This window comes from Ruegeria sp. CJ6, assembly GCF_056536665.1.
The window spans coordinates 99,732-123,029 of record NZ_JBQFQB010000007.1 but is presented as its reverse complement, the minus strand read 5'-3'; the positions used below and the strand labels follow the sequence as shown (position 1 = coordinate 123,029).

General features: G+C 58.3%; 27 protein-coding genes. 8 read left to right on the top strand and 19 right to left on the bottom strand.

Annotated elements, in window-relative coordinates; all coding sequences use genetic code 11:
• Positions 1 to 8: 8 nt before the first annotated feature.
• The 3 genes from ACR0BT_RS18550 to ACR0BT_RS18540 are packed head-to-tail and all read left to right on the top strand — an operon-like array spanning position 9 to position 2,769.
• Positions 9 to 1,931 carry a nitric oxide reductase activation protein NorD gene (locus ACR0BT_RS18550; RefSeq protein WP_480763801.1) on the top strand — a complete coding sequence of 641 codons (1,923 nt, stop codon included), beginning with the start codon at positions 9 to 11 and terminating at the stop codon, positions 1,929 to 1,931.
• On the top strand, positions 1,928 to 2,476 hold the full coding sequence (locus ACR0BT_RS18545) for a cytochrome c oxidase subunit 3 (RefSeq protein WP_170425549.1): 549 nt from the start codon (positions 1,928 to 1,930) through the stop codon (positions 2,474 to 2,476). The genes ACR0BT_RS18550 and ACR0BT_RS18545 overlap by 4 nt, the downstream gene beginning before the upstream one ends.
• Before the next feature lie 5 nt (positions 2,477 to 2,481).
• A complete protein-coding gene (locus ACR0BT_RS18540; protein WP_480459885.1) occupies positions 2,482 to 2,769 on the top strand; it encodes a cytochrome C oxidase subunit IV family protein in 288 nt (95 codons plus the stop codon).
• Between the two features lie 59 nt (positions 2,770 to 2,828).
• On the opposite strand, the gene hemA is transcribed toward ACR0BT_RS18540, so the two are convergent.
• On the bottom strand, positions 2,829 to 4,052 hold the full coding sequence (gene hemA, locus ACR0BT_RS18535) for a 5-aminolevulinate synthase (protein WP_170513608.1): 1,224 nt from the start codon (positions 4,050 to 4,052) through the stop codon (positions 2,829 to 2,831).
• 185 nt (positions 4,053 to 4,237) lie between these two features.
• Between hemA and ACR0BT_RS18530 the strand changes: the two genes are divergently transcribed.
• Positions 4,238 to 4,939, top strand: coding sequence for a Crp/Fnr family transcriptional regulator (locus ACR0BT_RS18530; protein WP_170398170.1), 702 nt, complete (start codon positions 4,238 to 4,240; stop codon positions 4,937 to 4,939).
• A gap of 33 nt (positions 4,940 to 4,972) precedes the next feature.
• On the opposite strand, the gene ACR0BT_RS18525 is transcribed toward ACR0BT_RS18530, so the two are convergent.
• From ACR0BT_RS18525 to ACR0BT_RS18460, 14 genes are all read right to left on the bottom strand, one after another.
• Positions 4,973 to 5,230, bottom strand: a complete 258-nt coding sequence (locus ACR0BT_RS18525) for a hypothetical protein (RefSeq protein ID WP_170408114.1) — start codon at positions 5,228 to 5,230, stop codon at positions 4,973 to 4,975.
• Position 5,231: 1 nt separating this feature from the next.
• The gene (locus ACR0BT_RS18520) at positions 5,232 to 5,936 is read right to left on the bottom strand and encodes a NapC/NirT family cytochrome c (protein ID WP_170398176.1); all 705 of its coding nucleotides are present in this window, start codon (positions 5,934 to 5,936) and stop codon (positions 5,232 to 5,234) included.
• 26 nt (positions 5,937 to 5,962) lie between these two features.
• Complete coding sequence (locus ACR0BT_RS18515; RefSeq protein WP_170398181.1) at positions 5,963 to 6,397, bottom strand: nitrate reductase cytochrome c-type subunit; 435 nt, start codon at positions 6,395 to 6,397, stop codon at positions 5,963 to 5,965.
• A gap of 12 nt (positions 6,398 to 6,409) precedes the next feature.
• Positions 6,410 to 7,321 (bottom strand): quinol dehydrogenase ferredoxin subunit NapH, encoded by a 912-nt coding sequence (gene napH, locus ACR0BT_RS18510; RefSeq protein WP_480763800.1) that lies wholly within the window; start codon positions 7,319 to 7,321, stop codon positions 6,410 to 6,412.
• A complete protein-coding gene (gene napG, locus ACR0BT_RS18505; RefSeq protein ID WP_170737076.1) occupies positions 7,318 to 8,136 on the bottom strand; it encodes a ferredoxin-type protein NapG in 819 nt (272 codons plus the stop codon). The genes napH and napG overlap by 4 nt, the downstream gene beginning before the upstream one ends.
• Positions 8,137 to 8,163: 27 nt before the next feature.
• Positions 8,164 to 10,656: a nitrate reductase catalytic subunit NapA gene (gene napA / locus ACR0BT_RS18500; RefSeq protein ID WP_480763799.1), complete on the bottom strand. Its 2,493-nt coding sequence runs from the start codon at positions 10,654 to 10,656 to the stop codon at positions 8,164 to 8,166.
• A gap of 17 nt (positions 10,657 to 10,673) precedes the next feature.
• On the bottom strand, positions 10,674 to 10,946 hold the full coding sequence (locus ACR0BT_RS18495; protein ID WP_170425561.1) for a chaperone NapD: 273 nt from the start codon (positions 10,944 to 10,946) through the stop codon (positions 10,674 to 10,676).
• On the bottom strand, positions 10,943 to 11,452 hold the full coding sequence (gene napF, locus ACR0BT_RS18490) for a ferredoxin-type protein NapF (RefSeq protein ID WP_170408124.1): 510 nt from the start codon (positions 11,450 to 11,452) through the stop codon (positions 10,943 to 10,945). The genes ACR0BT_RS18495 and napF overlap by 4 nt, the downstream gene beginning before the upstream one ends.
• Before the next feature lie 140 nt (positions 11,453 to 11,592).
• The gene (gene dxs, locus ACR0BT_RS18485; protein ID WP_223117369.1) at positions 11,593 to 13,521 is read right to left on the bottom strand and encodes a 1-deoxy-D-xylulose-5-phosphate synthase; all 1,929 of its coding nucleotides are present in this window, start codon (positions 13,519 to 13,521) and stop codon (positions 11,593 to 11,595) included.
• Positions 13,522 to 13,535: 14 nt separating this feature from the next.
• The gene (locus tag ACR0BT_RS18480; protein ID WP_170776397.1) at positions 13,536 to 14,402 is read right to left on the bottom strand and encodes a polyprenyl synthetase family protein; all 867 of its coding nucleotides are present in this window, start codon (positions 14,400 to 14,402) and stop codon (positions 13,536 to 13,538) included.
• On the bottom strand, positions 14,403 to 14,645 hold the full coding sequence (locus ACR0BT_RS18475) for an exodeoxyribonuclease VII small subunit (RefSeq protein ID WP_010443127.1): 243 nt from the start codon (positions 14,643 to 14,645) through the stop codon (positions 14,403 to 14,405).
• The gene (locus ACR0BT_RS18470; RefSeq protein ID WP_480763798.1) at positions 14,642 to 15,568 is read right to left on the bottom strand and encodes a histone deacetylase family protein; all 927 of its coding nucleotides are present in this window, start codon (positions 15,566 to 15,568) and stop codon (positions 14,642 to 14,644) included. Before ACR0BT_RS18470 ends, ACR0BT_RS18475 begins: the two co-directional genes overlap by 4 nt.
• Positions 15,569 to 15,637: 69 nt before the next feature.
• A complete protein-coding gene (locus ACR0BT_RS18465; RefSeq protein ID WP_170513633.1) occupies positions 15,638 to 16,339 on the bottom strand; it encodes a response regulator in 702 nt (233 codons plus the stop codon).
• Positions 16,336 to 16,848, bottom strand: a complete 513-nt coding sequence (locus ACR0BT_RS18460; RefSeq protein WP_170398209.1) for a MarR family winged helix-turn-helix transcriptional regulator — start codon at positions 16,846 to 16,848, stop codon at positions 16,336 to 16,338. Before ACR0BT_RS18460 ends, ACR0BT_RS18465 begins: the two co-directional genes overlap by 4 nt.
• A gap of 158 nt (positions 16,849 to 17,006) precedes the next feature.
• Here ACR0BT_RS18460 and ACR0BT_RS18455 point away from each other — a divergent pair, with 158 nt between their 5' ends.
• From ACR0BT_RS18455 to ACR0BT_RS18440, 4 genes are all read left to right on the top strand, one after another.
• The gene (locus tag ACR0BT_RS18455; RefSeq protein ID WP_170398212.1) at positions 17,007 to 17,873 is read left to right on the top strand and encodes a branched-chain amino acid aminotransferase; all 867 of its coding nucleotides are present in this window, start codon (positions 17,007 to 17,009) and stop codon (positions 17,871 to 17,873) included.
• Positions 17,874 to 17,989: 116 nt separating this feature from the next.
• Entirely contained in the window at positions 17,990 to 18,940 is a 951-nt protein-coding gene (locus tag ACR0BT_RS18450) for an AraC family transcriptional regulator (RefSeq protein WP_480763797.1), read from the top strand.
• A gap of 111 nt (positions 18,941 to 19,051) precedes the next feature.
• Positions 19,052 to 19,417: an SPW repeat domain-containing protein gene (locus ACR0BT_RS18445; protein ID WP_170408134.1), complete on the top strand. Its 366-nt coding sequence runs from the start codon at positions 19,052 to 19,054 to the stop codon at positions 19,415 to 19,417.
• Positions 19,418 to 19,684: 267 nt separating this feature from the next.
• A complete protein-coding gene (locus ACR0BT_RS18440; RefSeq protein ID WP_170398221.1) occupies positions 19,685 to 19,894 on the top strand; it encodes a hypothetical protein in 210 nt (69 codons plus the stop codon).
• On the opposite strand, the gene cobO is transcribed toward ACR0BT_RS18440, so the two are convergent.
• The 4 genes from cobO to aroC are packed head-to-tail and all read right to left on the bottom strand — an operon-like array spanning position 19,891 to position 23,285.
• Complete coding sequence (gene cobO / locus ACR0BT_RS18435; RefSeq protein ID WP_170636646.1) at positions 19,891 to 20,490, bottom strand: cob(I)yrinic acid a,c-diamide adenosyltransferase; 600 nt, start codon at positions 20,488 to 20,490, stop codon at positions 19,891 to 19,893. The two genes, ACR0BT_RS18440 and cobO, sit on opposite strands and share 4 nt — an antisense overlap.
• A 58-nt stretch (positions 20,491 to 20,548) precedes the next feature.
• Positions 20,549 to 21,484, bottom strand: coding sequence for a DMT family transporter (locus ACR0BT_RS18430; protein ID WP_170398226.1), 936 nt, complete (start codon positions 21,482 to 21,484; stop codon positions 20,549 to 20,551).
• A gap of 54 nt (positions 21,485 to 21,538) precedes the next feature.
• Entirely contained in the window at positions 21,539 to 22,201 is a 663-nt protein-coding gene (locus ACR0BT_RS18425) for an HD domain-containing protein (protein WP_170466534.1), read from the bottom strand.
• On the bottom strand, positions 22,185 to 23,285 hold the full coding sequence (aroC, locus tag ACR0BT_RS18420) for a chorismate synthase (RefSeq protein ID WP_480763796.1): 1,101 nt from the start codon (positions 23,283 to 23,285) through the stop codon (positions 22,185 to 22,187). Before aroC ends, ACR0BT_RS18425 begins: the two co-directional genes overlap by 17 nt.
• Positions 23,286 to 23,298: the final 13 nt, after the last annotated feature.

Genomic DNA, 23,298 nt, shown 5'->3' with positions numbered 1-23,298 from the left:
GCCGGCCGATGGTCAGGATCGATTTTGAGCCATGGGAACCCGAAGAAACGATCGGGAAACTGTGGCACACCCTTGCCAGTCGCCTTGATGCACCTGAAGTGCATGATGGAGCCGCGGTCGACCTCTCAGAGGTCGCAGGGCGGCTGGCAGTCCTCTTTCGAGGACTTGGGGGTAGTCCGGGCGTAGAATTGCGCCCGGTCTCGCCCGAGATTTCGCGCCACCGTCTGGGGTGGCGTCGTCGTCTGGCAACCGAGGCCGAGCTAATGCCGCGTGCGTCGTTCGATGGCGAAGTTCTGCGTTTGCCGGATCGGCTAGCGGTGTTTCCCGCGCGTGAAGCCAACGGTGCGCTTTATGTCTGGCTGGCCGCCGCCGCTGCACATGCCGGAACTCGTAGCGACGAAGACGACCCGTTGCGCGCCGACCTGCATGCGCTTGTCGCCGCCCGACAGATGGTCGAGGCGGCGTTGCACAACGCCCCTGGCCTGCGCCCGCTTTATACCGAGCTGTGCAAGGGCGTGCTGTATCAACGCGACATTTCCGGGCTGCCACCCGTCGAGGCAGCGGTTGAAGAACTGGTCCGCCACATGCTGGGCGACCCCGCGCCTTTGTCGCCAAAGGCTGAACATCTTCTAGCGTTGGATGACGACCTCACCGCCCCGCGCGCCTATCAGCATTTCCGGCCTGTCCCGCTGTGGCCCGAGTTGCGCCCGGTCGGGTTCTCCGAACATAACGAAGTGGAGAACCCCGAAACCGAAGGACCGCCTGAGGAATCCGGCGAAAAAACCCACCGTGCCCGCCGCCGCAAATCGGATCAGGCCAACCGCAGCGACAGTTTCATCCTGCACAAGTTCGAAGCGATCCTCAGTTGGGCCGAGTTCCTGAACATCAACCGGCGCATCGACGATGACGATCCTGATAACGCCAAGAAAGCCGCCGATGATCAGGAAGAGATTGGCTTGGGTCAGATCTCGAAGGCGCCGCCGACCAAACTGAAACTTCATCTGGACCTCGCTCCGGAGGACGTGAACCGCGAACGCCTGTCGGGACGGGTTTTGTATCCCGAATGGGACGTGCGCATCGGCCAATACTTGCCCGATCATGTCAACGTTCTGACCTCGGATGCCGAGATTCGCGAAGATGCCGCCGAGTTCGGCAAAGACCCCGCCACTGCCCGCCGCATCCGCGCCGTGAAACGCCAGTTCGAGGCGCTGCGCCCGGGCCGCGTGATGACACGCGGTCATCTGGATGGTGATCAATTGGATATCGAGGCAGCCGTTCGGGCGCAGGTAGACCGTTGTGCCAATGGCGAAGGCACCGAACGTATTTGGATGCAATCGCGCCCCGAGGCGCGCGATTTGGCGGTGTCTATCCTGCTGGATGTCAGCCGCTCGACCGAAAGCGCCGTCACAGGCCGCGCCGTAATCGACATTGAACGCGAGGCTCTTGCGGCACTCGCCTGGGGTCTGAACGCCTGCGGCGACGATTTCGCCATCCACGCCTTCAGCTCGCTGAAACGCCAGCGGGTTTATGTGCAGCGCTGTAAACGCTTCGATGAGCCGATGGGTAGTTTGGTGGAACAGCGCATCGCCTCGCTGCGCCCCGGCCACTATACCCGCCTCGGCGCCGCAATACGCCATTGTTCCGCCGATCTGGCCGGCCAATCGCGCAAACGCCGGTTGCTATTGATCATCACTGACGGCAAACCCAACGACCTGGACCATTACGAGGGTCGCCACGGTATCGAAGACACCTGCATGGCCGTGCGCGAGGCGCGTAGGGCAGGGCAATCGGTCTTTGGCGTTACCATCGACAAAACCGGCAAAAGCTGGTTCCCGCGCATGTTCGGTCAAGGCGGCTTCGCCGTCATCCCCGACCCGCACCGGCTGATCATGGCCCTGCCTCAGATCTACCGCCAACTGGTTGGAGCATGAGCGACGCCTCTTTGATCGATGAGCTTCCGGGCGAGCTGCTGATGTGGGTTCTGATCATCTCGGAATTGCTGGTTTTCGGCGCGGGCCTGATTGCCTTTATGGGCGTGCGCCTGACCGACCCGACAGGATTTGCCGAGGCTCAATCGCACCTTTACCGGACAGGGGCAGCGCTAAACACGGTGGTGCTGGTCACTTCGGGCTATCTGGCGGCGCAGGCGCTGCAGTGGCGAAAAATCGCGCGCCGGGGCGTGGCTCGAATGGCCTTGATCACTGCCGCCGTGCTGGGTGTCGTGTTCCTGATCATCAAAGGTGCGGAATACGCGGGCAAAGCCGCACAGGGGATCACCTATGAGACCCACCCATTTTTCCTGTTCTATTATCTGCTGACCGGGTTTCACGCCGCACATGTGTTGGCAGGGGTCGGTATCCTGCTGCTGGTCGCCTGGCGTGACGATCCACGCAACATTGAGGCAGGTGCGCAGTTCTGGCACATGGTCGATCTGGTCTGGATCCTGCTTTTCCCCGTGATCTACCTGTTGGGATAATACGGATGCCCGCAGCTTCATCTTTTCCCAAATACTCCCGCCGGAGGCTCCCGAATACGCTCACGCGCGCATGGCTCAGCCTTCTGGCGCTCAGCGTTGCATCTGCACTGCTGACTGTGCTGCCCATCCCGCCAGCCGTTCTGGCGGGGTGTATTCTGGTCCTCGCACTGGCGAAATGTCGCGTTATCCTGGCTTGTTATCTTGATCTCGTAAACAGCCCGGCCTGGCTGCGAGGTTTCACCATGGTGCTGACGGGCTTTGCCATCATTGTCTTCGCCCTCTACCTGATCTGACTCAAAAAACGCCGCCTCCGGGGAGACGGCGAAGTTTTACGCTAGGGGGCGCTTCTTGGTTACTGGGCTGCCATCGGCATGCGCGCAATCTGACAGCGTTGCCAGAGTGTGGACAGCGCGCCAACCAGATGCTCGATATCCTCATCCGTATGTACCGGAGACGGCGTGATCCGCAGACGCTCGGTCCCTTTTGGTACGGTGGGATAATTGATCGGCTGAATGTAGATGCCGAACTCTTCCAGCAGCGTGTCCGAGATAAACTTGCACTTCACCGGATCGCCAACCATCACCGGGATGATGTGGCTGGGGTTAGGAATATGAGGAATACCTTCCGCATCCAAACGAGCCCGAACCTGCGATACACGGGCTTTCTGCAGGTCGCGTTCAGCATTCGATTGTTTCAAATGCCGGATCGAGGCCGCGGCCCCGGCCGCGATCGATGGTGGCAGGGCGGTGGTAAAAATAAACCCGCTGGCGAAGCTGCGCACGAAATCGCACAGCGCAGCCGAGGCAGCAATATACCCGCCCACCACACCGAACGCTTTGCCAAGCGTGCCTTCGATCACCGTCAGGCGATCCATAAGGCCTTCTCGTTCAGCGATACCACCGCCGCGTGGCCCATAGAGGCCAACGGCATGAACCTCATCCAGATAGGTCATCGCGCCGTATTTGTCGGCGAGATCGCAAATCTCTTTGATGGGGGCGATGTCACCATCCATCGAATAGACCGACTCGAACGCGATCATCTTCGGCGCATCGGGATCAGCTGCGGCCAGTTTGGCTTCAAGGTCATCCAAATCGTTGTGTTTCCAGATCACCTTCTGCGCCCGCGAGTGGCGGATGCCTTCGATCATCGAGGCATGGTTCAGTGCATCAGAGAATACGATCAGGCCGGGGATTTTCGCGGCGAGAGTGCCAAGGGCTGCCCAATTCGAAACATACCCGGAAGTAAACAGAAGCGCGGCTTCCTTTCCATGCAGATCGGCCAGTTCGGCCTCAAGCAGCACGTGGTCGTGAGTGGTGCCTGATATGTTTCGCGTGCCCCCGGCCCCCGCGCCGCAGCGATCCAATGCGTCATGCATTGCATCGATAACAGATGGGTGCTGACCCATGCCAAGATAGTCATTCGAACACCAGATCCGCACATTTCGCTGGACAGATCCATCCGTCTGACGCGCGTTCGGGAAAGAACCACAGCGACGCTGCAAGTCTATGAAAACACGATAGTTCCCTTCATCCCGAAGGTCACTGAGGCTTTGACTGAAATAACGCTCGTAGTCCATGTTACGTGCTCCCCGGAATACTGGCTTTGAGCCGAGAATAGGGCAGCGAACCAAGCCGCAACATGACAATAGTCAAGTTTAGGCAACATAAAACTATGGTGCACAACTGCCGGCTCTGGCATAGCGTGGAACAGGGATGGACCGACCGCGCCCATGCGCCGGCAGGAAATAACAGGGGTATTCTCTTGTCTCACGAAGCACAAAAAGCGATCGCACGTCAGTCGCTGCTGCTGCGCAGTTTACCGGAACAGCATGTGGAAACACTGCTGAGCCACGCGATCTGGCGTCAGTATGACCGTGGTGAGACAATATTCCTGCAGGAGGAAAAAGCGCAGGCCATCCACGTCGTGCTTGAGGGTTGGGTCAAGCTGTTCCGCATGACCCCCACCGGGGCCGAAGCCGTCGTGAGCGTCTTCAAACGTGGTGACAGCTTTGGTGAGGCCGTAGCTCTGCGTAACGTTCCCTATCCTGTATCCGCCGAGGCCGTATCGGCCTGTGATGTCATGCATATCCCCAGTCCGATCCTGATCTCATTGATGAGAGAGGACCCTGAGATCGGTATTTCTATTCTGGCCGCGACCTTTACCCATCTTCACTCGTTGGTGGCGCAGCTAGAGCAACTCAAGGCTCAGACCGGAGCGCAACGCGTGGCCGAGTTTTTGTTGAATCTCTGCGACAGCGACAAAGGCGGATGCGAGGTTTTGCTGCCCTACGATAAGATGCTCATCGCAGGCCGTCTGGGGATGAAGCCGGAAAGCCTGAGCCGGGCGTTTTCGCGGCTCAAGGCGGTGGGTGTGAAGATCAACCGCAACCACGCCGAAATCTCGGATATCGCGCTTTTGCGGGACTATGCGGAAAGCGATCCGGCGGAAAACTGGGGGCGGTGACCCCGGAATTGCCGCCGGGCCCGACCAACCACTTCAGACGGTTGCGCCCTTGCGGCGAATGGCGGTGCCCAGACTTCCGGCGCAGAGACCAACGATAATTGCGATCAGCAGCGCTATCGTTCCAACGTGGGAAATCTGCCAACCGGCAAAGAGCAGAGGCGCGATTAGGCCAACCAATCCACCCATCAGTGCACCCAACCAGTATTGGCGCGTCATCATTCCCAGTGCCAGACCCAGAATGCCGGGCAGACCCAGTACGTTACCGCCGATGGTTCCAAGTATCTCTAACATCTCAGTCCCCACCTTGTTCCGAGCTTTTGTTCAGGAACGCGCGGATGTCGTCCCCTGATGCTGCAGCGTGTTCCTGCAGAACCTCACCATCTACCTCTTTCGCAATCTTCTCATACGTTTCCAAATAGTTGGGTGGGAGACTGTGTGCGATGCCCTGGTGGCAATCGATGCAGGTCATGCCGGTGTCGATTGCGCGCTGGTGTTCGCTGGCTGCGCGGGTTTCCTGAAGGGTGAAGTCCATATAGTCAAAGTTGTGGCAGTTGCGGCATTCGCGGCTGTCGGATTCCTTCATCTTCTTCCATACGGCCGACGCCATGGAAAGACGATGGTCCTCATACTTCTCTTTCGTGCTGATGGTGCCTGCCAGTTCGTGGTAGACGTCCTTCACGGCCATGATCTTGGCTTTGATCTTGTGGTTCCACTCGTCCGGGACGTGGCAATCGGAACAGATGGCCCGCACGCCGGAATCGTTATTGTAATGGACCGTTTCCCGATATTCGCCCAGATTGGTTTCCATCGTGTGGCAGGATACGCAGAACTCTTCCGTGTTGGTCAATTCCAGTGCCCAGTGGAACCCACCCCAGAACAGGATGCCTGCCAGAAACCCGGCCAGTAGTGTAAAGCCGACACTGAGGACGGCGATCGGGCTCCAGAACCAGGTCCAGAGGCGCCGGATGAGTCCTTGTTTTTCTTGGGAGTCGGACATGTCGCGCTCTCCTTTTCGACCTGTGTTCAGTTTCCGGAGGAAGGTTCAAAAGTGTTATCGACCAGAGGCAGCGCATCGGCCTGTGGTACGTGGCACTGATTGCAGAAATACCGTGTGCCGGCGATCTGATCCAACTCTCGCCCTTCGCGGTCCAGATAGTGAGTCATCGACAACGTCGGAGCGTTGCGTTCACCAGCCTTGGTCCAGTCATGGCAGGAGAGGCACTGATTGGTGCGCAGGTCGATCTGGTACTGTTCGATCGAATGTGGGATCAGCGGCGGCTGCTGGCGATAATTACGCTGCATACGGCCTTCGACTGTCCGATGCACCTGATCCAGGACGGCGGGTTCATCGACTTCGGCACCGCGTAGGCTGTTAACTCCGGCAGACTGCGCGAGGGCCAGGCCACCGAGGAGCAGCGGCGGGATCAGGGCAAGGCCCACTAGGATCGGCTTTTTCATCTTCTCACTCCTTCAAAAAGGTCTTGAGGCGCGCGGCTGGGGCGCGGCGGTTGATTCCGGTGGCGCGACGGTCAGGGCGTCGAACCGATGGGTGAATTTGAAAACGTCTTCAGCGCAGACATCGATGCAGCGACCGCAATTGGTGCAGTCGGGCGACAGGATCAGCGGGTTGTCTTTGCCTTTCAGCGCCGGAGAGATCACATGGTTTTCCGGGCAAACCGCGTAGCAGTCCATGCAATCGTCACAGGCGTCGCGATTGGCGGCGCTGACCCGCAGCATCGCCTTGCTGCCCACCAGTCCGTAGAATGCGCCTACGGGGCAGACATGGCCGCACCATCCATGGCGCGAGACAAGCAAGTCAAACAGGAAGATCGCGGCGACCATCGCCCAGACGAAGCCCATGCCAAAGATCAACCCGCGATGCAGCATGGTGATCGGGTTGACCAGTTCCCATGCAATTGCGCCAGTCAGGCCAGAGACGATCAGCACAGTGGCCATGATCCACAGCCGCGTTCCGCGTTTGGGCTGCCAGCCTTTTTGCAGACCCAGCTTGCGGTGCAGCCAGTGCGCGCCGTCGGTTACAGGGTTGATCGGGCAGACCCACGAGCAATAGACGCGGCCTCCGACCAACGCGTAGGTCGCCAGAACGATGACGGCACCAATGGCGGCGGTCAGCTCGGGCCAGTGCCCTGCGATCAGACTTTGCAGCAAGACGAACGGATCGGTCAGGGGCAGTACGCCTAGGGTCAGCGACCCGGCCAGAGTGCCCTGCACAATCCAGATGCCGAACCACGGGCCCAACAGGAACAGTACCAGGAAGAACACTTGGCTGGCACGGCGCAGCAGCAGGTATTTATGGGCACTCAGCCAACCTTTGGCGGCGATAGCTTCATGCCCCAGCGGCATGTTTGTGCGGACGGTCATTGAGTGACCTCCGGCAATTTGAATCTGGGCTCAAACCCGCCCGGTGCGACAAGGTTATCGGTGCCCGGTCCCGGCAGGCGATCAGGCAAATCGATGATACCTTCGACGACGGGCGCGCCTTTGGCTTCTTTCTCTTCCCAGCCCTTGCGGTAATGGTCGGCGCTGCTGCCCCGGGCCAGTCGGGCGGGCAAAACCTTAATTGCGGCTTCAGGAAGAACGCAGCTTTTCTCGCAAACGCCGCAGCCGGTGCAATGATCGGCGTGAACGGTTGGAATGAAGATTGCATGACTGCCTGAGCGGGCGTTGTGTTCGGTCTCCAGCGTAATGGCCTCGTCGATGACGGGGCAGACGCGGTAACAGACATCGCAGCGCAGGCCGAAGAAGTTTAGGCAGTTTTCCTGATCGACCAGAACGGCGACACCCATCTTGGCGTCGTCGATATTGTCCAGTCCCGGGTCCAGCGCCCCGGTCGGGCAGGCAGCGACGCAGGGGATGTCGTCACACATTTCGCAAGGGATATCGCGGGCGGTGAAATACGGCGTGCCGGTGGCCACCGCATCGACACCCAGCTCGGCCAGTTTCAGCGTGTCATAGGGACACTCTCGCACGCACAGACCACAGCGGATGCAGGCTGACAGAAAGTCTTTTTCCGGCAAGGCACCGGGGGGGCGCAATGCCTCGGCCGGCAACGCCCGTGCGTCCCGCGCCAGCCAGGCCAGCAAGGACCCGGCTGCTACGCAGCCACCCGCTGCGCGCGCTGAGTCCTGCAGGAACCGGCGCCGCTGCGGCGAAAGGGGTGTGCCAACACGAGACATGGGGACGACCTTTGCCTTGCCAGCCTTTTACGCGCGCTCGACCTTACAAGCGCATTTCTTGAAGTCGGTCTCTTTCGAGAGCGGGCAGGTCGCGTCCAAAGTCAGCTTGTTTGTCAACTGGCCTTCGTCGAACCATGGCATGAACACCAGGCCACGCGGCACTTTGTTCCGGCCTCGGGTTTCGACCCGGCTGTTAACTTCGCCGCGGCGGGTGGAAAGAACGATCTCCTGCCCGCGGCGCAGACCGCGGTCGCGCGCATCATCCGGGTGCATGTAGACAACGGCGGCGGGATAGGAGCGGTGCAGTTCGGGCACGCGGCGGGTCATCGAACCTGAATGCCAATGTTCCAGCACACGCCCGGTGCAGAGCCACAGGTTGAATTCCTCATCCGGTACCTCGGGGGCGGGTTCGTATGGCGCGAAGATGATCTTGGCCTTGCCGTCCTTATGGCCATAGAATTTCACGTCTTCGCCTTCAGGCACATACGGATCATAGCCTTCTCGGAAGCGGTACAGTGTTTCCCTGCCATCCACGACTGGCCAGCGCAGGCCACGCGCCTGGTGGTAGGTTTCGAATGGGGCCAGATCGTGCGCGTGGCCGCGCCCAAACTCGGCATATTCCTCGAACAGGCCCTTTTGCACGTAGTAGCCAAAGTGCTCGGACTCGTCGTTGTCGAATCCTTCTGCGGTCTCTGACAGCGGGAACTTGTCGATCGTGCCATTGGCGAACAGCACGTCATACATGGTCTTACCACGATGTTCTGGCATGGTGGCCAGCAGTTCCTCGCCCCAAACCTCTTCAACGGTGAAGCGTTTGGAGAACTCCATCAACTGCCACAGATCGGATTTCGCTTCGCCCGGAGCTTTGACTTGTTGCCGCCAGAATTGGGTGCGACGCTCGGCGTTGCCATAGGCGCCTTCCTTCTCGACCCACATGGCGGTAGGCAGGATCAGGTCAGCCGACAGGGCTGTTACAGTAGGATAAGGATCGGAGACGGCAATGAAGTTCTCCGGGTTGCGATAGCCGGGATAGCCTTCTTCGTTGATATTGGGCGCGGCCTGCATGTTGTTGGTGCACTGCACCCAATAGGCATTCAGATCGCCGTCCTTCAGCTTGCGGTGCTGCAAAACGGCGTGGAACCCGGGTTTGGGTGGGATGGTGCCCGCAGGAATTTTCCACGCGGTCTCGCAAATCTCGCGGTGTTTGTCGTTTGCAACAACCATATCAGCTGGCAGACGGTGAGCGAAGGTTCCGACCTCACGTGCCGTACCACAGGCCGAAGGTTGACCGGTGAGCGAGAAGGGCGAGTTTCCGGGTTCGGAAATCTTACCCACCAGCAGGTGCACATTGTACATCAGCGAGTTCACCCACGATCCGCGAGTGTGCTGGTTGAAGCCCATGGTCCACAGACTCATCACTTTGCGGTTGGGGTCGGCATATTGCTGGGCCAGACGCTCAAGCTGAGCGGCAGGAACACCGGAGAGTTCCGATGTGTATTCCAGCGTGTATTCCGATACCGCTTCGGCATATTCTTCGAAGCTGATCGGCTCCATCTTGCCAGAGTTTGGATTCTCTGCCTCTTCCTGCAGCGGGTTGTTATCGCGCAGTCCATAGCCAATATCGGTGGCGGTCTTGGTGATGTTGACGTGTTTGTTGACGAACTCTTCGTTCACCGCGCCGTTCTGGATAATGTAGTTGGCGATATAGTTCAGGATCGCCAGATCGGTCTGCGGCGCAAAGACCATTCCATTGTCGGCCAACTCGAACGAGCGGTGTTCATAGGTCGACAGTACATGCACTTCGGATCCCGGTTTGGTCAGACGTGTGTCGGTCAGGCGTGACCACAGAATCGGGTGCATCTCGGCCATGTTCGAGCCCCAGAGCACGAATGTGTCTGCGTGCTCGAAATCGTCATAGCAGCCCATTGGTTCATCAATGCCGAAGGTGCGCATGAAGCCGACAACCGCCGAGGCCATACAGTGGCGCGCGTTCGGGTCGATGTTGTTGGACCGGAAACCAGCCTTCATCAGTTTGGCAGCGGCGTAGCCTTCCCAAACGGTCCACTGGCCCGAGCCGAACATGCCGACACTGGTCGGGCCTTTCTTGGCCAATGCCTCTTTCCACTTGGCAGCCATGACGTCGAAGGCTTCGTCCCAGCTGACGGGTTCGAACTCACCGTTCTTGTCATATTCGCCGTTGGTTTTGCGCAGCATCGGCGTGGTCAGGCGGTCTTTGCCGTACATGATCTTGGACAGGAAATAGCCCTTGATACAGTTCAGACCGCGGTTCACCGGCGCATCCGGGTCGCCCTGCGTGGCAACTACGCGCCCGTCTTTGGTGCCAACCAGAACCGAACATCCGGTACCGCAGAACCGGCAGGCGGCTTTGTCCCAACGGATATCAGGGTTGCCGACCTGAGCGCTGGCTTGTCCGGTCGCAAGGGGAAGTCCTGCGGCTGATGCTGTCGCAGCGGCGGCGGTTGATTTCAAAAAGGTCCGGCGGGATTCAGAGATGGTCATGACATGGGTCTCCGGCTTTAGATCTGGCGAGAAGCGTTAAGGTGCGGACGGGTCTCCGCGAGGTCTTCGAAATGGTGGTAGGTCAGGGTCAGAGAGATCACACCCGGGATCTGGTGCAGATCCATGATCGTCTCGGACGCCATTTTTTCCGGCGTATCCTCGACCACAACAACAATGCGGCCATCCTCGGATGCCGCGTGAACTTCTGCCCCGTTTGTACCTGCAATCGCGGCCTGTGCACTCTGCGTGGTTTCGGGGGTTACATGGACGAGGCATCCACAGATATTCATAAGGCTACCTCCTGAGTGGGCGGGGTGTGGCGTTCAAAGCTGACAGAACCGGCAGGACAGGCGCTGGCACAAGCGCCACAGCCGGTACAAATATCGGTGTCAAGTTGCGGTTCAGCACGACCACCGGTTTGCAGCCGAAAGCGGATCGCATTGTGGTCGCAGACATCCTGACAGACCCGACAACTGACACCATTCATCGACAGGCAAGAGGCCGACACCGCAGCGCGCCAAGGCCAATCGGCCACGTGTTCAGGATTCAGCGCCCCGGTCGGGCAAGCGTTGGCGCAATCACCGCAAAAAGTGCAGGGGCCTGCATCCAATTGCACAACAGGCCAGCCTTGCGCGTCGAAACGGATGATATCTTCAGGGCAGGCCTCGCGGCATTCGTCGCATTGGGTGCAAAGCTCAAGAAACTCGGTCACCGCACCCGGTGGGTGGATGGCTGATGTATCCTCGCGCAGCACTTTCCCTTTCAGGAATGCGCGTCGGCTGGCTAGCTTGTTCATTCGCTCGCGACCTTTGAGTGATCGACAGGGGTTGGCCTGCCTGACTCGGGTGTTAGCGTAGCACAGCGTGTAAGGAATTGACCTAGATCATTTTTGAACTGCTTATTTTTTCAGCATCCAGGGGCGGCAACACCCGAATATCAGGCGCGTTTCTCACCGATTGTAGCAACGCCAAGAACCGAAAGCACCTTTGCCTCGATCTGTTCTGCGTTCATTCCTGCGACGGCGTACATATCCGCCGGGCTCGCCTGATCGATGAAGATATCCGGCAGCACCATCGAGCGATACTTCAACCCTTCGTCAAACACGCCCTCATCCGCAAGCAATTGCGCAACATGGCTGCCAAAGCCGCCGATGGCCCCTTCCTCGATGGTGATCAGTGCCTCGTGATTGGCAGCCAGATCAAGGATCAGGTCCCGATCCAGCGGTTTGGCAAAGCGTGCATCGGCGATGGTGGGCTTGATCCCGCGCGCCGACAGCGCCTCTGCTGCTTTCTGCACTTCGGCCAGCCGCGTACCGAAAGACAGCAGCGCCACCCGGGCACCTTTCTGGATCAATCGGCCCTTGCCGATCTCCAATACTTCTCCGCGCTCGGGCAGATCAACGCCCGCTCCTTCGCCGCGAGGATACCGGAAAGCGATCGGGCCATCGTCATGTGCCGCCGCAGTGGCGACCATGTGCATCAATTCGGCCTCATCTGCAGCCGCCATGACAACCATACCCGGAAGGTTGGCCATGTAAGCAATATCAAACGACCCCGCATGGGTCGCACCGTCTGCCCCAACCAGACCCGCACGGTCGATGGCAAATCGCACCGGCAGGCGTTGGATCGCCACATCATGCACAACCTGATCATAGCCACGCTGCAGGAAGGTTGAATACATCGCACAGAAAGGCTTCATCCCCCCGGCGGCCAACGCAGCCGAGAAGGTCACGCCATGCTGTTCGGCAATCGCTACGTCGAAACAGCGCGACGGATAGCGCTCGGCAAACAGGTTCAGCCCGGTCCCGTCCGGCATCGCGGCTGTAACCGCGACGATCTTGTCATCCCGCGCTGCTTCATCGACCAGTGTCTTGCCAAAGACCGAGGTATAGGAAGGCGCGTTCGAAGGCGCCTTTTTCTGCTCGCCCGTCACCACATCGAACTTGGCGGTCGCGTGACCCTTGTCGCGGGCCTGTTCGGCGGGGGCATACCCCTTGCCTTTCTTGGTCAACACATGGATCAGGATCGGTCCGCTTGCCTTCGCCTTGACCGCACGCAGAACCGGCAGCAACTGGTCCAGATCATGCCCGTCGATGGGGCCGAGATAGGAAAAGCCGAGCTCTTCAAATAGCGTCCCACCCATAGCCATGCCTTTCAGCATATCCTTGGCGCGCTTTGCCCCTTCGCGGAAGGGTTCCGGCAGCAACGATACCGCACCTTTGGCAGCAGCTTTCAGATCGTGAAATGGTTCTTCGGCATAGATGCGCGATAGATAGTTCGACAAGGCGCCCACTGGTGGTGCAATGCTCATCTCATTGTCATTGAGAATTACGATCAAGCGTTTCTTCAGATGGCCTGCATTATTCATCGCCTCAAAGGCCATACCGGCGGACATAGAGCCATCGCCGATCACAGCGATCGCATCGCCCAGCCCTTCAGGCGTAACGCCGCCTAGATCACGCGCGACAGCAAAGCCTAGCGCGGCACTGATTGAGGTACTGGAATGTGCAGCGCCGAATGGATCATAGGCGCTTTCACTGCGCTTGGTGAATCCGCTTAGGCCGTCTTTTGTGCGCAGGGTGCGAATTCGGTCCCGGCGTTCTGTCAGAATCTTGTGCGGATAACACTGGTGACCTACGTCCCAGATGATCTTGTCTCGTGGCGTGTCGAATACCGCGTGCAACGCCGTGGTCAGCTCGACGACACCCAGACCCGCGCCCAGATGCCCTCCGGTCACCGACACTGCTGAAATCGTCTCGGCCCGCAACTCATGTGCGACCTGATGCAACTGCGCATCTGAAAACTGCTTCAGATCCGCTGGGCGGCTCACAAGGTCCAACAAGGGCGTATTCGGGCGGTCAGACATTTGGCGTTCCTGGCTTAGCTGTCCCGGGCAATAACGAAGCGGGCAGCCTGCTTCAAGGTTTCTGCAGCGGAGCCATGTTCGTCCAGCGCAGCACAAGCCTGTTCCACAAGCTCAATTGCACGGGATCTGGCGGCGTCCAGACCCAGTAGCGAGACAAAGGTCGCCTTGCCCGCCTCGGCGTCTTTCTGCAGCCGCTTTCCGGCCTTTTCGGCATCTCCTTCGACATCCAAAATGTCATCCGCGATCTGAAAGGCAAGCCCAAGCGCCTGGGCATATTGGCGCAAGGGGGTGGGATCGGCCTGCGCCAATCGCGCACCCGCGCAGGCGGACCATTCGATCAACGCACCGGTCTTGCCCGCTTGCAGATGTGTAATCTCATCCAGTGTCAGCGGCTCCGCCGCCGTCTCAGCGGCGATATCCAGCGCCTGACCCAGAACCATACCCTGTGCGCCGCTCGCTTTTGCCAGTGTTAGAGCCAATTCAGCGCGTATTTCAGCGTTTCCAACCTCTGGCCGAGCGCAAAGCTCAAACGCAAGTGTCTGCAGCGCATCCCCGGCCAGAACGGCGGTGCCCTCATCCCATTTCACGTGCACCGTCGGGCGTCCACGCCTCAGGTCGTCATCATCCATGCAAGGCAGGTCGTCATGGACCAGAGAGTATGCATGCAGCGCTTCGATACCTGTCGCTGGCCAGATTGCCCGAGCTGTATCGACGCCAAGCAACCGCGCGCTTTCCAATACCAGAAACCCCCGCAGACGCTTGCCGCCCTCGGTGGCATAGGCCATGGCCCGTGTCACATCCAGATCATCCAGCGCGCTCAGAACCAGATCGAAATGGCTCTGAATCAGCGTGGCATCCTGTGCCAGCTTTTCACGAAACATTTACTGACCTTCGACAGGCGTCGTCCCGGTTGGCTGGCCATCTGCGTCCAGAGTGATCGCGGCCACTTTTTCCTCAGCACGCTTCAACTCATCCTCGCAGCGCTTCTTCAATGCGGCGCCACGTTCGTACAGCGCAATCGATTGATCCAGCGCCACATCACCACGTTCCAACTGGCCAACCACGGCCTCAAGCTCTTTCATCGCTTGTTCGAACGTCATCTGTTCAACTGGGGTATCGGTCATCGTGCTGCCTTTATCAGTTCTTCCACATGGGCGCGTGTCGCCTCGGCCAATGCGTTCAGATCATAACCGCCTTCCAGAGTCGAGACGATACGGCCATCACACACTTCATCGGCAATCTTGCACAGCTCCGCCGTGATCCAGGCGAAATCGCCCGTGGACCAATTGAGATTGGCCAACGGATCATCCTGATGCGCATCAAACCCAGCGGATATAATGATCAGTTCCGGCCTGAACGCCCGCAGACGCGGAAAGGCTTGCGCCTCATAGGCTGCCCGCATCTCGGCCCCACCCGTGCCTGGAGCCAATGGTATGTTCAAAACGGTCTCATAAGCACCGGTCTCATCCGGGCGGCCCGAGCCCGGCCATAAGGGCATCTGCTGGCTGGTAATCACCAAAGCGCGTTTCTCATCCCAAAGCAGGTCTTGCGTGCCATTGCCATGATGCACGTCGAAATCCACCACTGCCACGCGGTTCAACCCGTGATGATCCAACGCGTGCTTTGCAGCCAGCGCGGCATTCCCAAACAGGCAGAACCCCATTGCCGTCTCGGTCTCGGCATGATGCCCCGGAGGCCGAATAGCGCAAAACGCGTTCGGCGCTTCGCCGGTCAGTACCAAATCAACGGCCCGCACCACCGCGCCCGCCGCACGATAGGCCGCATCAACAGATCCCGGAGACATGAACGTATCCCCATCAATCTGCTTGAACCCATCCGGGGGCCTATGGTCGAGAATATCGCTGATATGGTTCTGCGGATGCACCCTTAGCAGATCATCATCCGCCGCCAACGGCGCCGTCACACGCTGAACATCCAGCCCCTCAAGCGCATGCAGGATATGCTCCAACCGCGCAACCCGTTCCGGATGTCCCTCAGGTGTCACATGGTGCAAACAATCTGCATGGGTCAATAGGGCGGTTTTCATCAGGATCCCATCTTCATCTGGCTAAAAATACCTTCGCCGAAGGCTTAAGATCGCCGCGCAGCGGCAAAATCAATCCGGTGCCAACATATACCCTGCACCCCGTACGGTCTGCAGATACCGGGGTTGCTTCGGATCTTGCTCAAGCTTCCGACGCAAGCGGGTGATCTGTACGTCCACAGCGCGCTCCTGTGCCTGACCTTTGTCACGCCCCAGATCTTCGACCAGCTTGGCCCGGCTGATCGGTTCGCCGGGTTGAGCCGAGAATATTTTCATCAACTGGCTTTCGGTCGCGGTTAGGCGCACCGGGTCTTCGCCCTGCCACATCTCACCGCGTTCGATATCATAGCGAATGGGCCCAAGATGTAGAATCTTCGCCGCCGTGTCCTGTGCAGGTGTCTCTGGCATCCGACGCAGAATGGCGTTGATCCTCAGCAGCAACTCTTTCGGCTCGAATGGCTTGGCCAGATAGTCATCCGCACCCGCCTCAAGCCCGGCAATCCGATGCTCGGTCTCGCCCTTGGCCGTCAAAAGCAGGATCGGGGTGGAATGGGTGTCGCGCAGGGATCGGGTCAGGCTAACGCCGTCTTCGCCGGGCATCATCACATCCAGTACAATCAAGTCGAAATCGAGCCCCGACAAAACCCGCCGTGCGTGCGCTGCATCCCGCGCCGCGGTTACAAGAAAACCGCTGCGCATCAGGAATTTCTTGAGCAAATCACGAATACGCTCGTCATCGTCGACGATCAGAAGATGGGCGTCCATTTCGCTCATGAAGTCGTATCCCGCAGTTTCGTATATGCACGACGCATATCAGCATCCATCATCGCTTCAAGCACTTTGCGAAACCCGGCTACCGCTTCGGGGCCCGCATCTTTGTAGGCCGCACGCATCCGGGCGCGCTGGGCGTCAGATAGTTTGGCCTCGAGTGCCTTTCCTTTATCCGTCAGAAATAGGTGGCGTTCGCGTTTGTCCACTGTTCCGACCCGGCTTTCGACCAACCCATCTTCAATCAGGCTGCGCAAGACGCGATTCAGCGATTGCTTCGTGACACCCAATATGGCCAGCAGATTGTTCACCGTCGTTCCCGGCGCTCGGTTGATAAAGTGGATGGCCCGGTGATGCGCCCGACCATAGGCCAATTCAGTCAGGATGCGATCAGGATCAGCGGTAAAACCTCGATAGGCAAAAAACATGGCCTCGATGCCCTGCCTCAGTTGTTCATCTGTCAGAAACAACAGGCTTTCTCCGCCAAAGACCGGGGCGGGACGGATGTCGGTCATGTTGGGCCTCATTCGCAATATAACCTGACTTTATGTCAGCCTTATTGACATTCCAAGAGCGCGCAGGTATCGAATCGCAGTTTTTGCGCAACATTGTGTCCGATACGGACCTAAACGGCGCAACATTCGGAAATATCGACCGGTTCAGGAGGTTTCGCATGGCTGGATATGACGATCGCGACGGTGTCATCTGGATGGATGGCGAATTGGTGCCCTGGCGTGAGGCCAATGTGCACATCCTGTCCCACGCGATGCATTATGCGTCTTCGGTGTTCGAGGGTGAGCGCGCTTACAACGGCAAGATCTTCAAAAGCCGCGAGCATTCCGAACGCCTGATCGCGTCGGCAGAGGCGCTGGATATGCCGATGCCATACTCGGTCGATGAGATCGAGGCCGCCAAGGAAGAAGCGCTCAAAGCCAGTGGTCTTCAAGATGCGTATGTACGTGCGCTGGTCTGGCGCGGTTCGGGCGAGGATATGGGTGTGGCGTCCGCTAAGAATCCGGTTCGGATGGCCATCGCTGTTTGGCCTTGGGGTGCCTATTACGGTGACGCTAAGATGCAAGGCGCCAAGTTGGACATCGCCGAGTGGAAACGACCCAGTCCGGAAACCATTCCAGTCCATGCCAAGGCAGCAGGTCTTTACATGATCTGCACCATTTCCAAACACAAAGCTGAGGCCAAAGGCTGCTCGGACGCTTTGTTCATGGATTACAATGGCAACGTCGCCGAGGCGACGGGGGCAAATGTCTTCTTCGTTAAGGATGGCGAAGTGCACACCCCGCTGGCCGATTGCTTCCTCAACGGCATCACTCGTCAGACGGTGATCCAGATGCTGAAAGACAAGGGCATCACTGTTCATGAACGTCGGATCCGTCCCGAGGAGATGGCCGATTTCGAGCAATGCTGGCTGACTGGCACTGCAGCCGAGGTTACACCTGTCGGGCAGATCGGCGATTATACCTTCGAGGTCGGCGATCTGACCCGCGAAATCGCCGAAGATTACGAGAAATTGGTCCGCGCGTAAGTTAACACCGTATTGAACCCCCGCTCAGGCGGGGGTTTTGATTGCAGATCATGCAAATATGCATGCAGATCGTTCGAAGGTATGGACGCTGCCGGGCCAAGCCGTATCGTTGGCTCATGTTAGATCTTCTCAGCGATATCCTTACACGCCTCTCTCTGCGTGGCACATTTTATTTCCGCACATCCTTTACTCCGCCGTTTGGGATACAGGTGCCAGGCTTCGAGAACGTGGCCCGGTTTCACTTTGTGCAACGCGGTGAATTGAAGGTGCACCTGCCAACAACCGGCGAGACCTTGCGGTTGAGGCAGGGTGATCTGATTCTTATTCCCCACGGTGCGCCGCATGCGCTGCTGTGTAATGAAGTCAAACCCTATGATGCCTTGCCCCTTGAGCGGGTGTTAGAGCTGTCAGGCTACAAAGGCGATGGTGTCCTGGTCTATGGCGGTGAGGAAGCCGAGCGCGATACGCAACTGATTTGCGGACATTTCTCATTCACCGGGCCAGCCGGGCGAAACGGAACCGGTCATATGCTGATCGACCGGTTGCCACCTTTCATACTGATCGAGAATTACGGTGAAGAAGCGGGTGCCTGGATCGAGGCGACATTGCGCATGATCGGATCTGAAGTGTCCGGTGCTCGTATCGGCGGTGACCTGATCGCGCTGAAACTGTCCGAAGTGCTGTTTGCGCAAGCGATCCGGGCATACCTTGAACATCAAAGTCCTCATGATGCCGCGCTTGCCGGATTTGCCGATCCGCGCATCTCGCGGGCGCTGACTGCATTTCACCAGTCTCCGGCGCAGGAGTGGAGCGTTGCGATGCTCGCGCGAGAAGCAGCAATGTCACGCACTGCATTTGCGCAGCTTTTCTCACAAAAGATGGGGACTACCCCGATGCAGTACCTGACGGACTGGCGGATGCAGATCGCGTGCCATGGGTTGACCGAAAATCGCTGGAACGTTGCGGATGCCGCAGCAGAAGTGGGATACGCGTCCGAGGCTGCGTTTTCACGCGTGTTCAAGAAGCAGGTCGGACTGTCGCCCGCCGCGTACCGTGCGATGCACTAATCGTACAGATCATTTGAACGATCTGCAATAAATGCAAAACGAACTGAGATGTTGCGTTCAATCGCGCGCCCCTAATCTTTGATCATCACTGATTGAAGAAAGGAAGTTCACATGTCCCTGCGTTTTGTCACCCGCTCTGTCCATGCCTATCTTGACTACCCGGTTGCGATTGCGCTGATGGTTTTGCCTTTTGTACTGGGGCTGGGCCAGTCCAACCCGCTGGCACTCTGGCTGTCCGTTGTGACCGGCATTGCAGCATTCGTACTGACCGTTCTGACAGACCATCACCTTGGGATTTGGCGGGTTCTGCCATACAAGTTTCACTTGGCTGTTGATCTGCTAGTCGGCGTCACGTTCCTTTTGGCACCCAGCCTGTTTGGGTTTTCTGGGCTTGATGCGTTGTTCTACTGGGTGAACGGGGCCGCAGTCGTTGTGGTGATCTCGCTCAGCGCGCCCGAACAGAGCGCTATTGCTTGAAGTGAGTCAGAACCGTAGCGATCAGCTGGGCCATGCGGGCATCCGGATGGCCATTTTTGTTTTAGACACTAATAAGGCCAAATTTGCCCAATGGGCCGCCCCGGTCGCATCAGATTTTCAGGCTTGAATTTTCCGACAAAAACCATCAGATATAGCGCAACGCCAGATGACACCATCAAGCAACTGGTTCCGGGGCGATCTGTGGGCTCAGCAAAAGCAGATGTGAAGGCCTGCCATTGCCCCGGGAACGACCAAAGGAGCCCGCGATTGCGTGATCGATTTGAAGAACTGATGGCCGATCCCTGCTGTGCATCGTGTGATTGCGACGCGCTAACCTCAGAAGTCGCGGCCTATCTCGATCACAAGACCTGCAACGCCGAGCGCTGCCGGGCGCTCGAAGAACGCTCAGCCGCAACGATGTACGCAGTCAGGCGCGATTCGATGCGCGCGCTGAATGAGGGTGGTGCGCGGGCCTAGAAATCCACACCACGTTGGGCTTTGATGCCGGCTTGGAACGGGTGTTTTTCTTCGGTCATCTCAGTCACCAGATCCGCATAGTCCCTTAGGGCTTGCGGGGCATCCCGGCCAGTCAGGAACACGCTGGTCTTGTCAGACCGATCTTTCAATCCTTCGATAACAGTGTCTACTGAAAGGTATTCGTAGCGCAGGGCGATATTGATCTCGTCGAGGACAACCAGATCGTAATCGCCGCTTCTCATCAGATCACAGGCCTTGTTGAAGGCCGAAGTCGCAGCCGCGATGTCGCGCTCGCGGTCCTGCGTATCCCAGGTAAACCCTTCGCCCATCGTGTGCCAGGTGACCAGGTCGCGTTCCTCAAAGAACCTGCGCTCACCGGTTTTCCACTTGCCCTTGATGAACTGAACCACAGCCACTTTCTGGCCCCAGCCCAATGCCCGGATCACCACGCCAAACGCAGCCGAGGATTTTCCCTTGCCTTTACCTGTATTGATCAGCACCAGTCCCCGGCCGGGATCGACCGCTTCCGAGACTTTCTTGCGGTGCTTGGCTTGCACCTCTTGCATCTTTTCTTTGTGGTTCTGTGCGTCGCTCATCGGGAAACCTCATAGGTGTATCGCGACCCAACCTAGGGAAAGATTGCGAAAGGTAAAGTCAGGCTTTGGGATCCGTTGCTGATCGCGCTTTGGTCCGATCAAGGCCAAGTTGTCGTTCACGCAGGATCACCACGACGTTGCCTGCAATCACCAACGCCGCGCCGCCCAGCATCACCAGGGTTGGCAACTCATCGAACCAGAAATAACCAATGACAATGGCGAACAGCATTGTGGTGTAGTCATAAGGTGCCAGCATTGACGCTTGTCCAAACTTGTAGGACGAGGTCACCAGAATCTGCGCCACTCCGCCGATCAGGCCGATTGTCACCAGCAATGCGGCTTGCTCCCATGTCGGGATAACCCAGCCCCAAAACACTGTGAGACCCGAAAGCAAGGTCGCTGTGAGAGAGAAATAGAACACGATTGCGGCGGGATGATCCACCTGTACCAGTTGGCGAATATGTATCTGCACAAAGGCACGGGCAACGGTTGCAGCCAGCACGCAAAGCGCACCTATTGTTGCGGCGGTTTCGGCAGTGCCTGAACCCAGCCGGGGCCAGATCATGATCAGAACGCCGACAAGGCCAAGCGCGACGGCCCCGATACGAATCATTCGTATCCGCTCGCCCAACATGATTGCGGCCAGAATCAGCGTGAAGATCGGGGTTGCATATCCGATGGCGGTTACCTCGGGCAGCGGCAACAGGCTAAGACCAGTAAAGGTCAGCCCCATGGCCGAGGTTCCCAGAACCCCGCGCCAGAAATGGCCCATCGGCTTCTTGACGACAAAGCCGTGCACCAGCTCTCCTCGCCAGACAAGCCAGGCGATGATAACCGGAATCGCGAAAAGCGAGCGGAAAAACACCATCTCTCCCGGCGGGAAATCATCTGACAAAGCCTTGACCAATGCAGACATCGTCGTGAACAGCACGAGCGCACTGAGCTTGAGCGCCACGGCCAATGCCGGACGATGTGATGTTAAGGATTTCGCCATGGTCGCGAACCTGCGCCTTTGAGGCGGAAAGATCAACTGGCCAAAGTTGACGTATCAGAGATTGGACCAGTCTAGTGGAAGCTGAGCTCCAATTTCCTCTGACAGGTCCTTTAGAAACCTCATCATCCGCGCGGCTCGGTCCTGCGCGATGGCCCTGCCTTTTTCGGTCAGCATATCATTGGGTAAGCGCAGCAGTTTTATTTGCCAGTGATCGATTGAAAAAATCAGGTCATTCGGCAAACGGTTTTCGGCAAACGGATCTGACGGGTCATAAAGGGTGCGTCCCAGGGCGCCCGATACTGAAAAGTTGCGGGCGATACCGATAGCACCCAACGCATCCAGACGATCGGCATCCCGTAGTATTCGCGCCTCGGGTGTTTCGGGCGGGATGTTGGCCGAAAAGCTATGGGCGGCAATGGCGTGCTGAACAGCTTCCGTTTCGATGGCTGTATAGCCAAGGTCTGCAAGAATAGGCTCTGATTCAGCGGCGGATCGCATCGAGGCCAGATGCCGATCCGGATCATCTTTTGACAGGTTGATCAGATCATGCAGATAACACGCCGCCAGCAAGACACGCGGGTTGGTTTCATCATCCGCAATCGCCTGCGCATTAACCCAAACCCGATCCAAGTGCGCCAGATCATGCGCCGGATCCGTCTGCATCCGTTGCCTGACGACAGCGCGCAGCGAAGCGCGCAGATCAGCCAATCTGTCCACGGTTCTCGCCGATTTGACCACGGTGCAGGAGCAGGTGATCAAGGATCACGCAAGCCACCATTGCCTCACCTACCGGAACGGCGCGGATGCCGACGCAGGGGTCGTGGCGGCCTTTGGTAATGATCTCGGTCTCTTCGCCGGATTTGGTGATGGTCTTGCGGGTGGTCAGAATGGACGAGGTCGGCTTGACCGCAAAGCGCACCACAAGATCCTGGCCGGTCGAAATGCCGCCCAGAATACCGCCAGCGTGGTTCGAGCTGTATTGAGGGCCGTCCTGTCCCATGAATATCTCGTCGGCGTTGGCCTCGCCAGTCAGTTCGGCGGCGCCCATGCCTTCACCGATTTCAACCCCTTTAACTGCGTTTATCGACATCATGGCTGCAGCCAGATCAGTGTCTAACTTGGCATAAACCGGCGCGCCGAGCCCCGCTGGAACGCCGCGCGCGACCACTTCGACCACTGCGCCGACCGAGTTGCCGGATTTGCGCAGGTCGTTCAGATAAGCGGCCCAATCTTCGGCTGCTTTGGCGTCGGGCGTCCAGAATGGATTCTGTTCGATCTGCGACCAGTCGAAATTGGCACGGTCGATCTTGTGCGGACCGATCTGGGTCATATAACCGTTGATTTGAACATTCGGAGCGATCTGTTTGATAGCCTCACGCGCGAGTCCTCCGGCCGCCACACGTGATGCCGTTTCCCTCGCCGAACTGCGCCCGCCGCCGCGATAGTCACGGATCCCGTACTTCTGCCAGTATGTGATGTCGGCGTGTCCCGGACGAAACTTGTCCATGATGTCGCCGTAGTCTTTCGAGCGCTGATCGGTGTTCTCGATCATCAACTGCACCGGTGTGCCTGTGGTCTGGCCTTCGAAAACACCAGACAGGATTTTGACCTGATCGGGTTCGCGCCGCTGTGTGGTGAATTTGTTCTGACCTGGTTTGCGCTTGTCCAGCCAATGCTGGATCATGCCTTCATCGATCGTGACGCCCGGAGGGCAGCCATCTATGGTCGCACCCAAAGCGGGTCCGTGGCTTTCACCCCAGGTGGTAACGCGGAAGAGGTGGCCAAAACTGTTCATCGACATGGGGCATGCTCCT

Excerpts from the sequence above, each read along its gene's own strand:
- ACR0BT_RS18550 (WP_480763801.1), top strand. The coding sequence starts at position 9 with ATGGTCAGGATCGATTTTGAGCCATGGGAACCCGAAGAAACGATCGGG.
- ACR0BT_RS18545 (WP_170425549.1), top strand. The coding sequence starts at position 1,928 with ATGAGCGACGCCTCTTTGATCGATGAGCTTCCGGGCGAGCTGCTGATG.
- ACR0BT_RS18540 (WP_480459885.1), top strand. The coding sequence starts at position 2,482 with ATGCCCGCAGCTTCATCTTTTCCCAAATACTCCCGCCGGAGGCTCCCG.
- hemA (WP_170513608.1), bottom strand. The coding sequence starts at position 4,052 with ATGGACTACGAGCGTTATTTCAGTCAAAGCCTCAGTGACCTTCGGGAT.
- ACR0BT_RS18525 (WP_170408114.1), bottom strand. The coding sequence starts at position 5,230 with ATGTTAGAGATACTTGGAACCATCGGCGGTAACGTACTGGGTCTGCCC.
- ACR0BT_RS18520 (WP_170398176.1), bottom strand. The coding sequence starts at position 5,936 with ATGTCCGACTCCCAAGAAAAACAAGGACTCATCCGGCGCCTCTGGACC.
- ACR0BT_RS18515 (WP_170398181.1), bottom strand. The coding sequence starts at position 6,397 with ATGAAAAAGCCGATCCTAGTGGGCCTTGCCCTGATCCCGCCGCTGCTC.
- napH (WP_480763800.1), bottom strand. The coding sequence starts at position 7,321 with ATGACCGTCCGCACAAACATGCCGCTGGGGCATGAAGCTATCGCCGCC.
- napG (WP_170737076.1), bottom strand. The coding sequence starts at position 8,136 with ATGTCTCGTGTTGGCACACCCCTTTCGCCGCAGCGGCGCCGGTTCCTG.
- napA (WP_480763799.1), bottom strand. The coding sequence starts at position 10,656 with ATGACCATCTCTGAATCCCGCCGGACCTTTTTGAAATCAACCGCCGCC.
- ACR0BT_RS18495 (WP_170425561.1), bottom strand. The coding sequence starts at position 10,946 with ATGAATATCTGTGGATGCCTCGTCCATGTAACCCCCGAAACCACGCAG.
- napF (WP_170408124.1), bottom strand. The coding sequence starts at position 11,452 with ATGAACAAGCTAGCCAGCCGACGCGCATTCCTGAAAGGGAAAGTGCTG.
- dxs (WP_223117369.1), bottom strand. The coding sequence starts at position 13,521 with ATGTCTGACCGCCCGAATACGCCCTTGTTGGACCTTGTGAGCCGCCCA.
- ACR0BT_RS18480 (WP_170776397.1), bottom strand. The coding sequence starts at position 14,402 with ATGTTTCGTGAAAAGCTGGCACAGGATGCCACGCTGATTCAGAGCCAT.
- ACR0BT_RS18475 (WP_010443127.1), bottom strand. The coding sequence starts at position 14,645 with ATGACCGATACCCCAGTTGAACAGATGACGTTCGAACAAGCGATGAAA.
- ACR0BT_RS18470 (WP_480763798.1), bottom strand. The coding sequence starts at position 15,568 with ATGAAAACCGCCCTATTGACCCATGCAGATTGTTTGCACCATGTGACA.
- ACR0BT_RS18465 (WP_170513633.1), bottom strand. The coding sequence starts at position 16,339 with ATGAGCGAAATGGACGCCCATCTTCTGATCGTCGACGATGACGAGCGT.
- ACR0BT_RS18460 (WP_170398209.1), bottom strand. The coding sequence starts at position 16,848 with ATGACCGACATCCGTCCCGCCCCGGTCTTTGGCGGAGAAAGCCTGTTG.
- ACR0BT_RS18455 (WP_170398212.1), top strand. The coding sequence starts at position 17,007 with ATGGCTGGATATGACGATCGCGACGGTGTCATCTGGATGGATGGCGAA.
- ACR0BT_RS18450 (WP_480763797.1), top strand. The coding sequence starts at position 17,990 with ATGTTAGATCTTCTCAGCGATATCCTTACACGCCTCTCTCTGCGTGGC.
- ACR0BT_RS18445 (WP_170408134.1), top strand. The coding sequence starts at position 19,052 with ATGTCCCTGCGTTTTGTCACCCGCTCTGTCCATGCCTATCTTGACTAC.
- cobO (WP_170636646.1), bottom strand. The coding sequence starts at position 20,490 with ATGAGCGACGCACAGAACCACAAAGAAAAGATGCAAGAGGTGCAAGCC.
- ACR0BT_RS18430 (WP_170398226.1), bottom strand. The coding sequence starts at position 21,484 with ATGGCGAAATCCTTAACATCACATCGTCCGGCATTGGCCGTGGCGCTC.
- aroC (WP_480763796.1), bottom strand. The coding sequence starts at position 23,285 with ATGTCGATGAACAGTTTTGGCCACCTCTTCCGCGTTACCACCTGGGGT.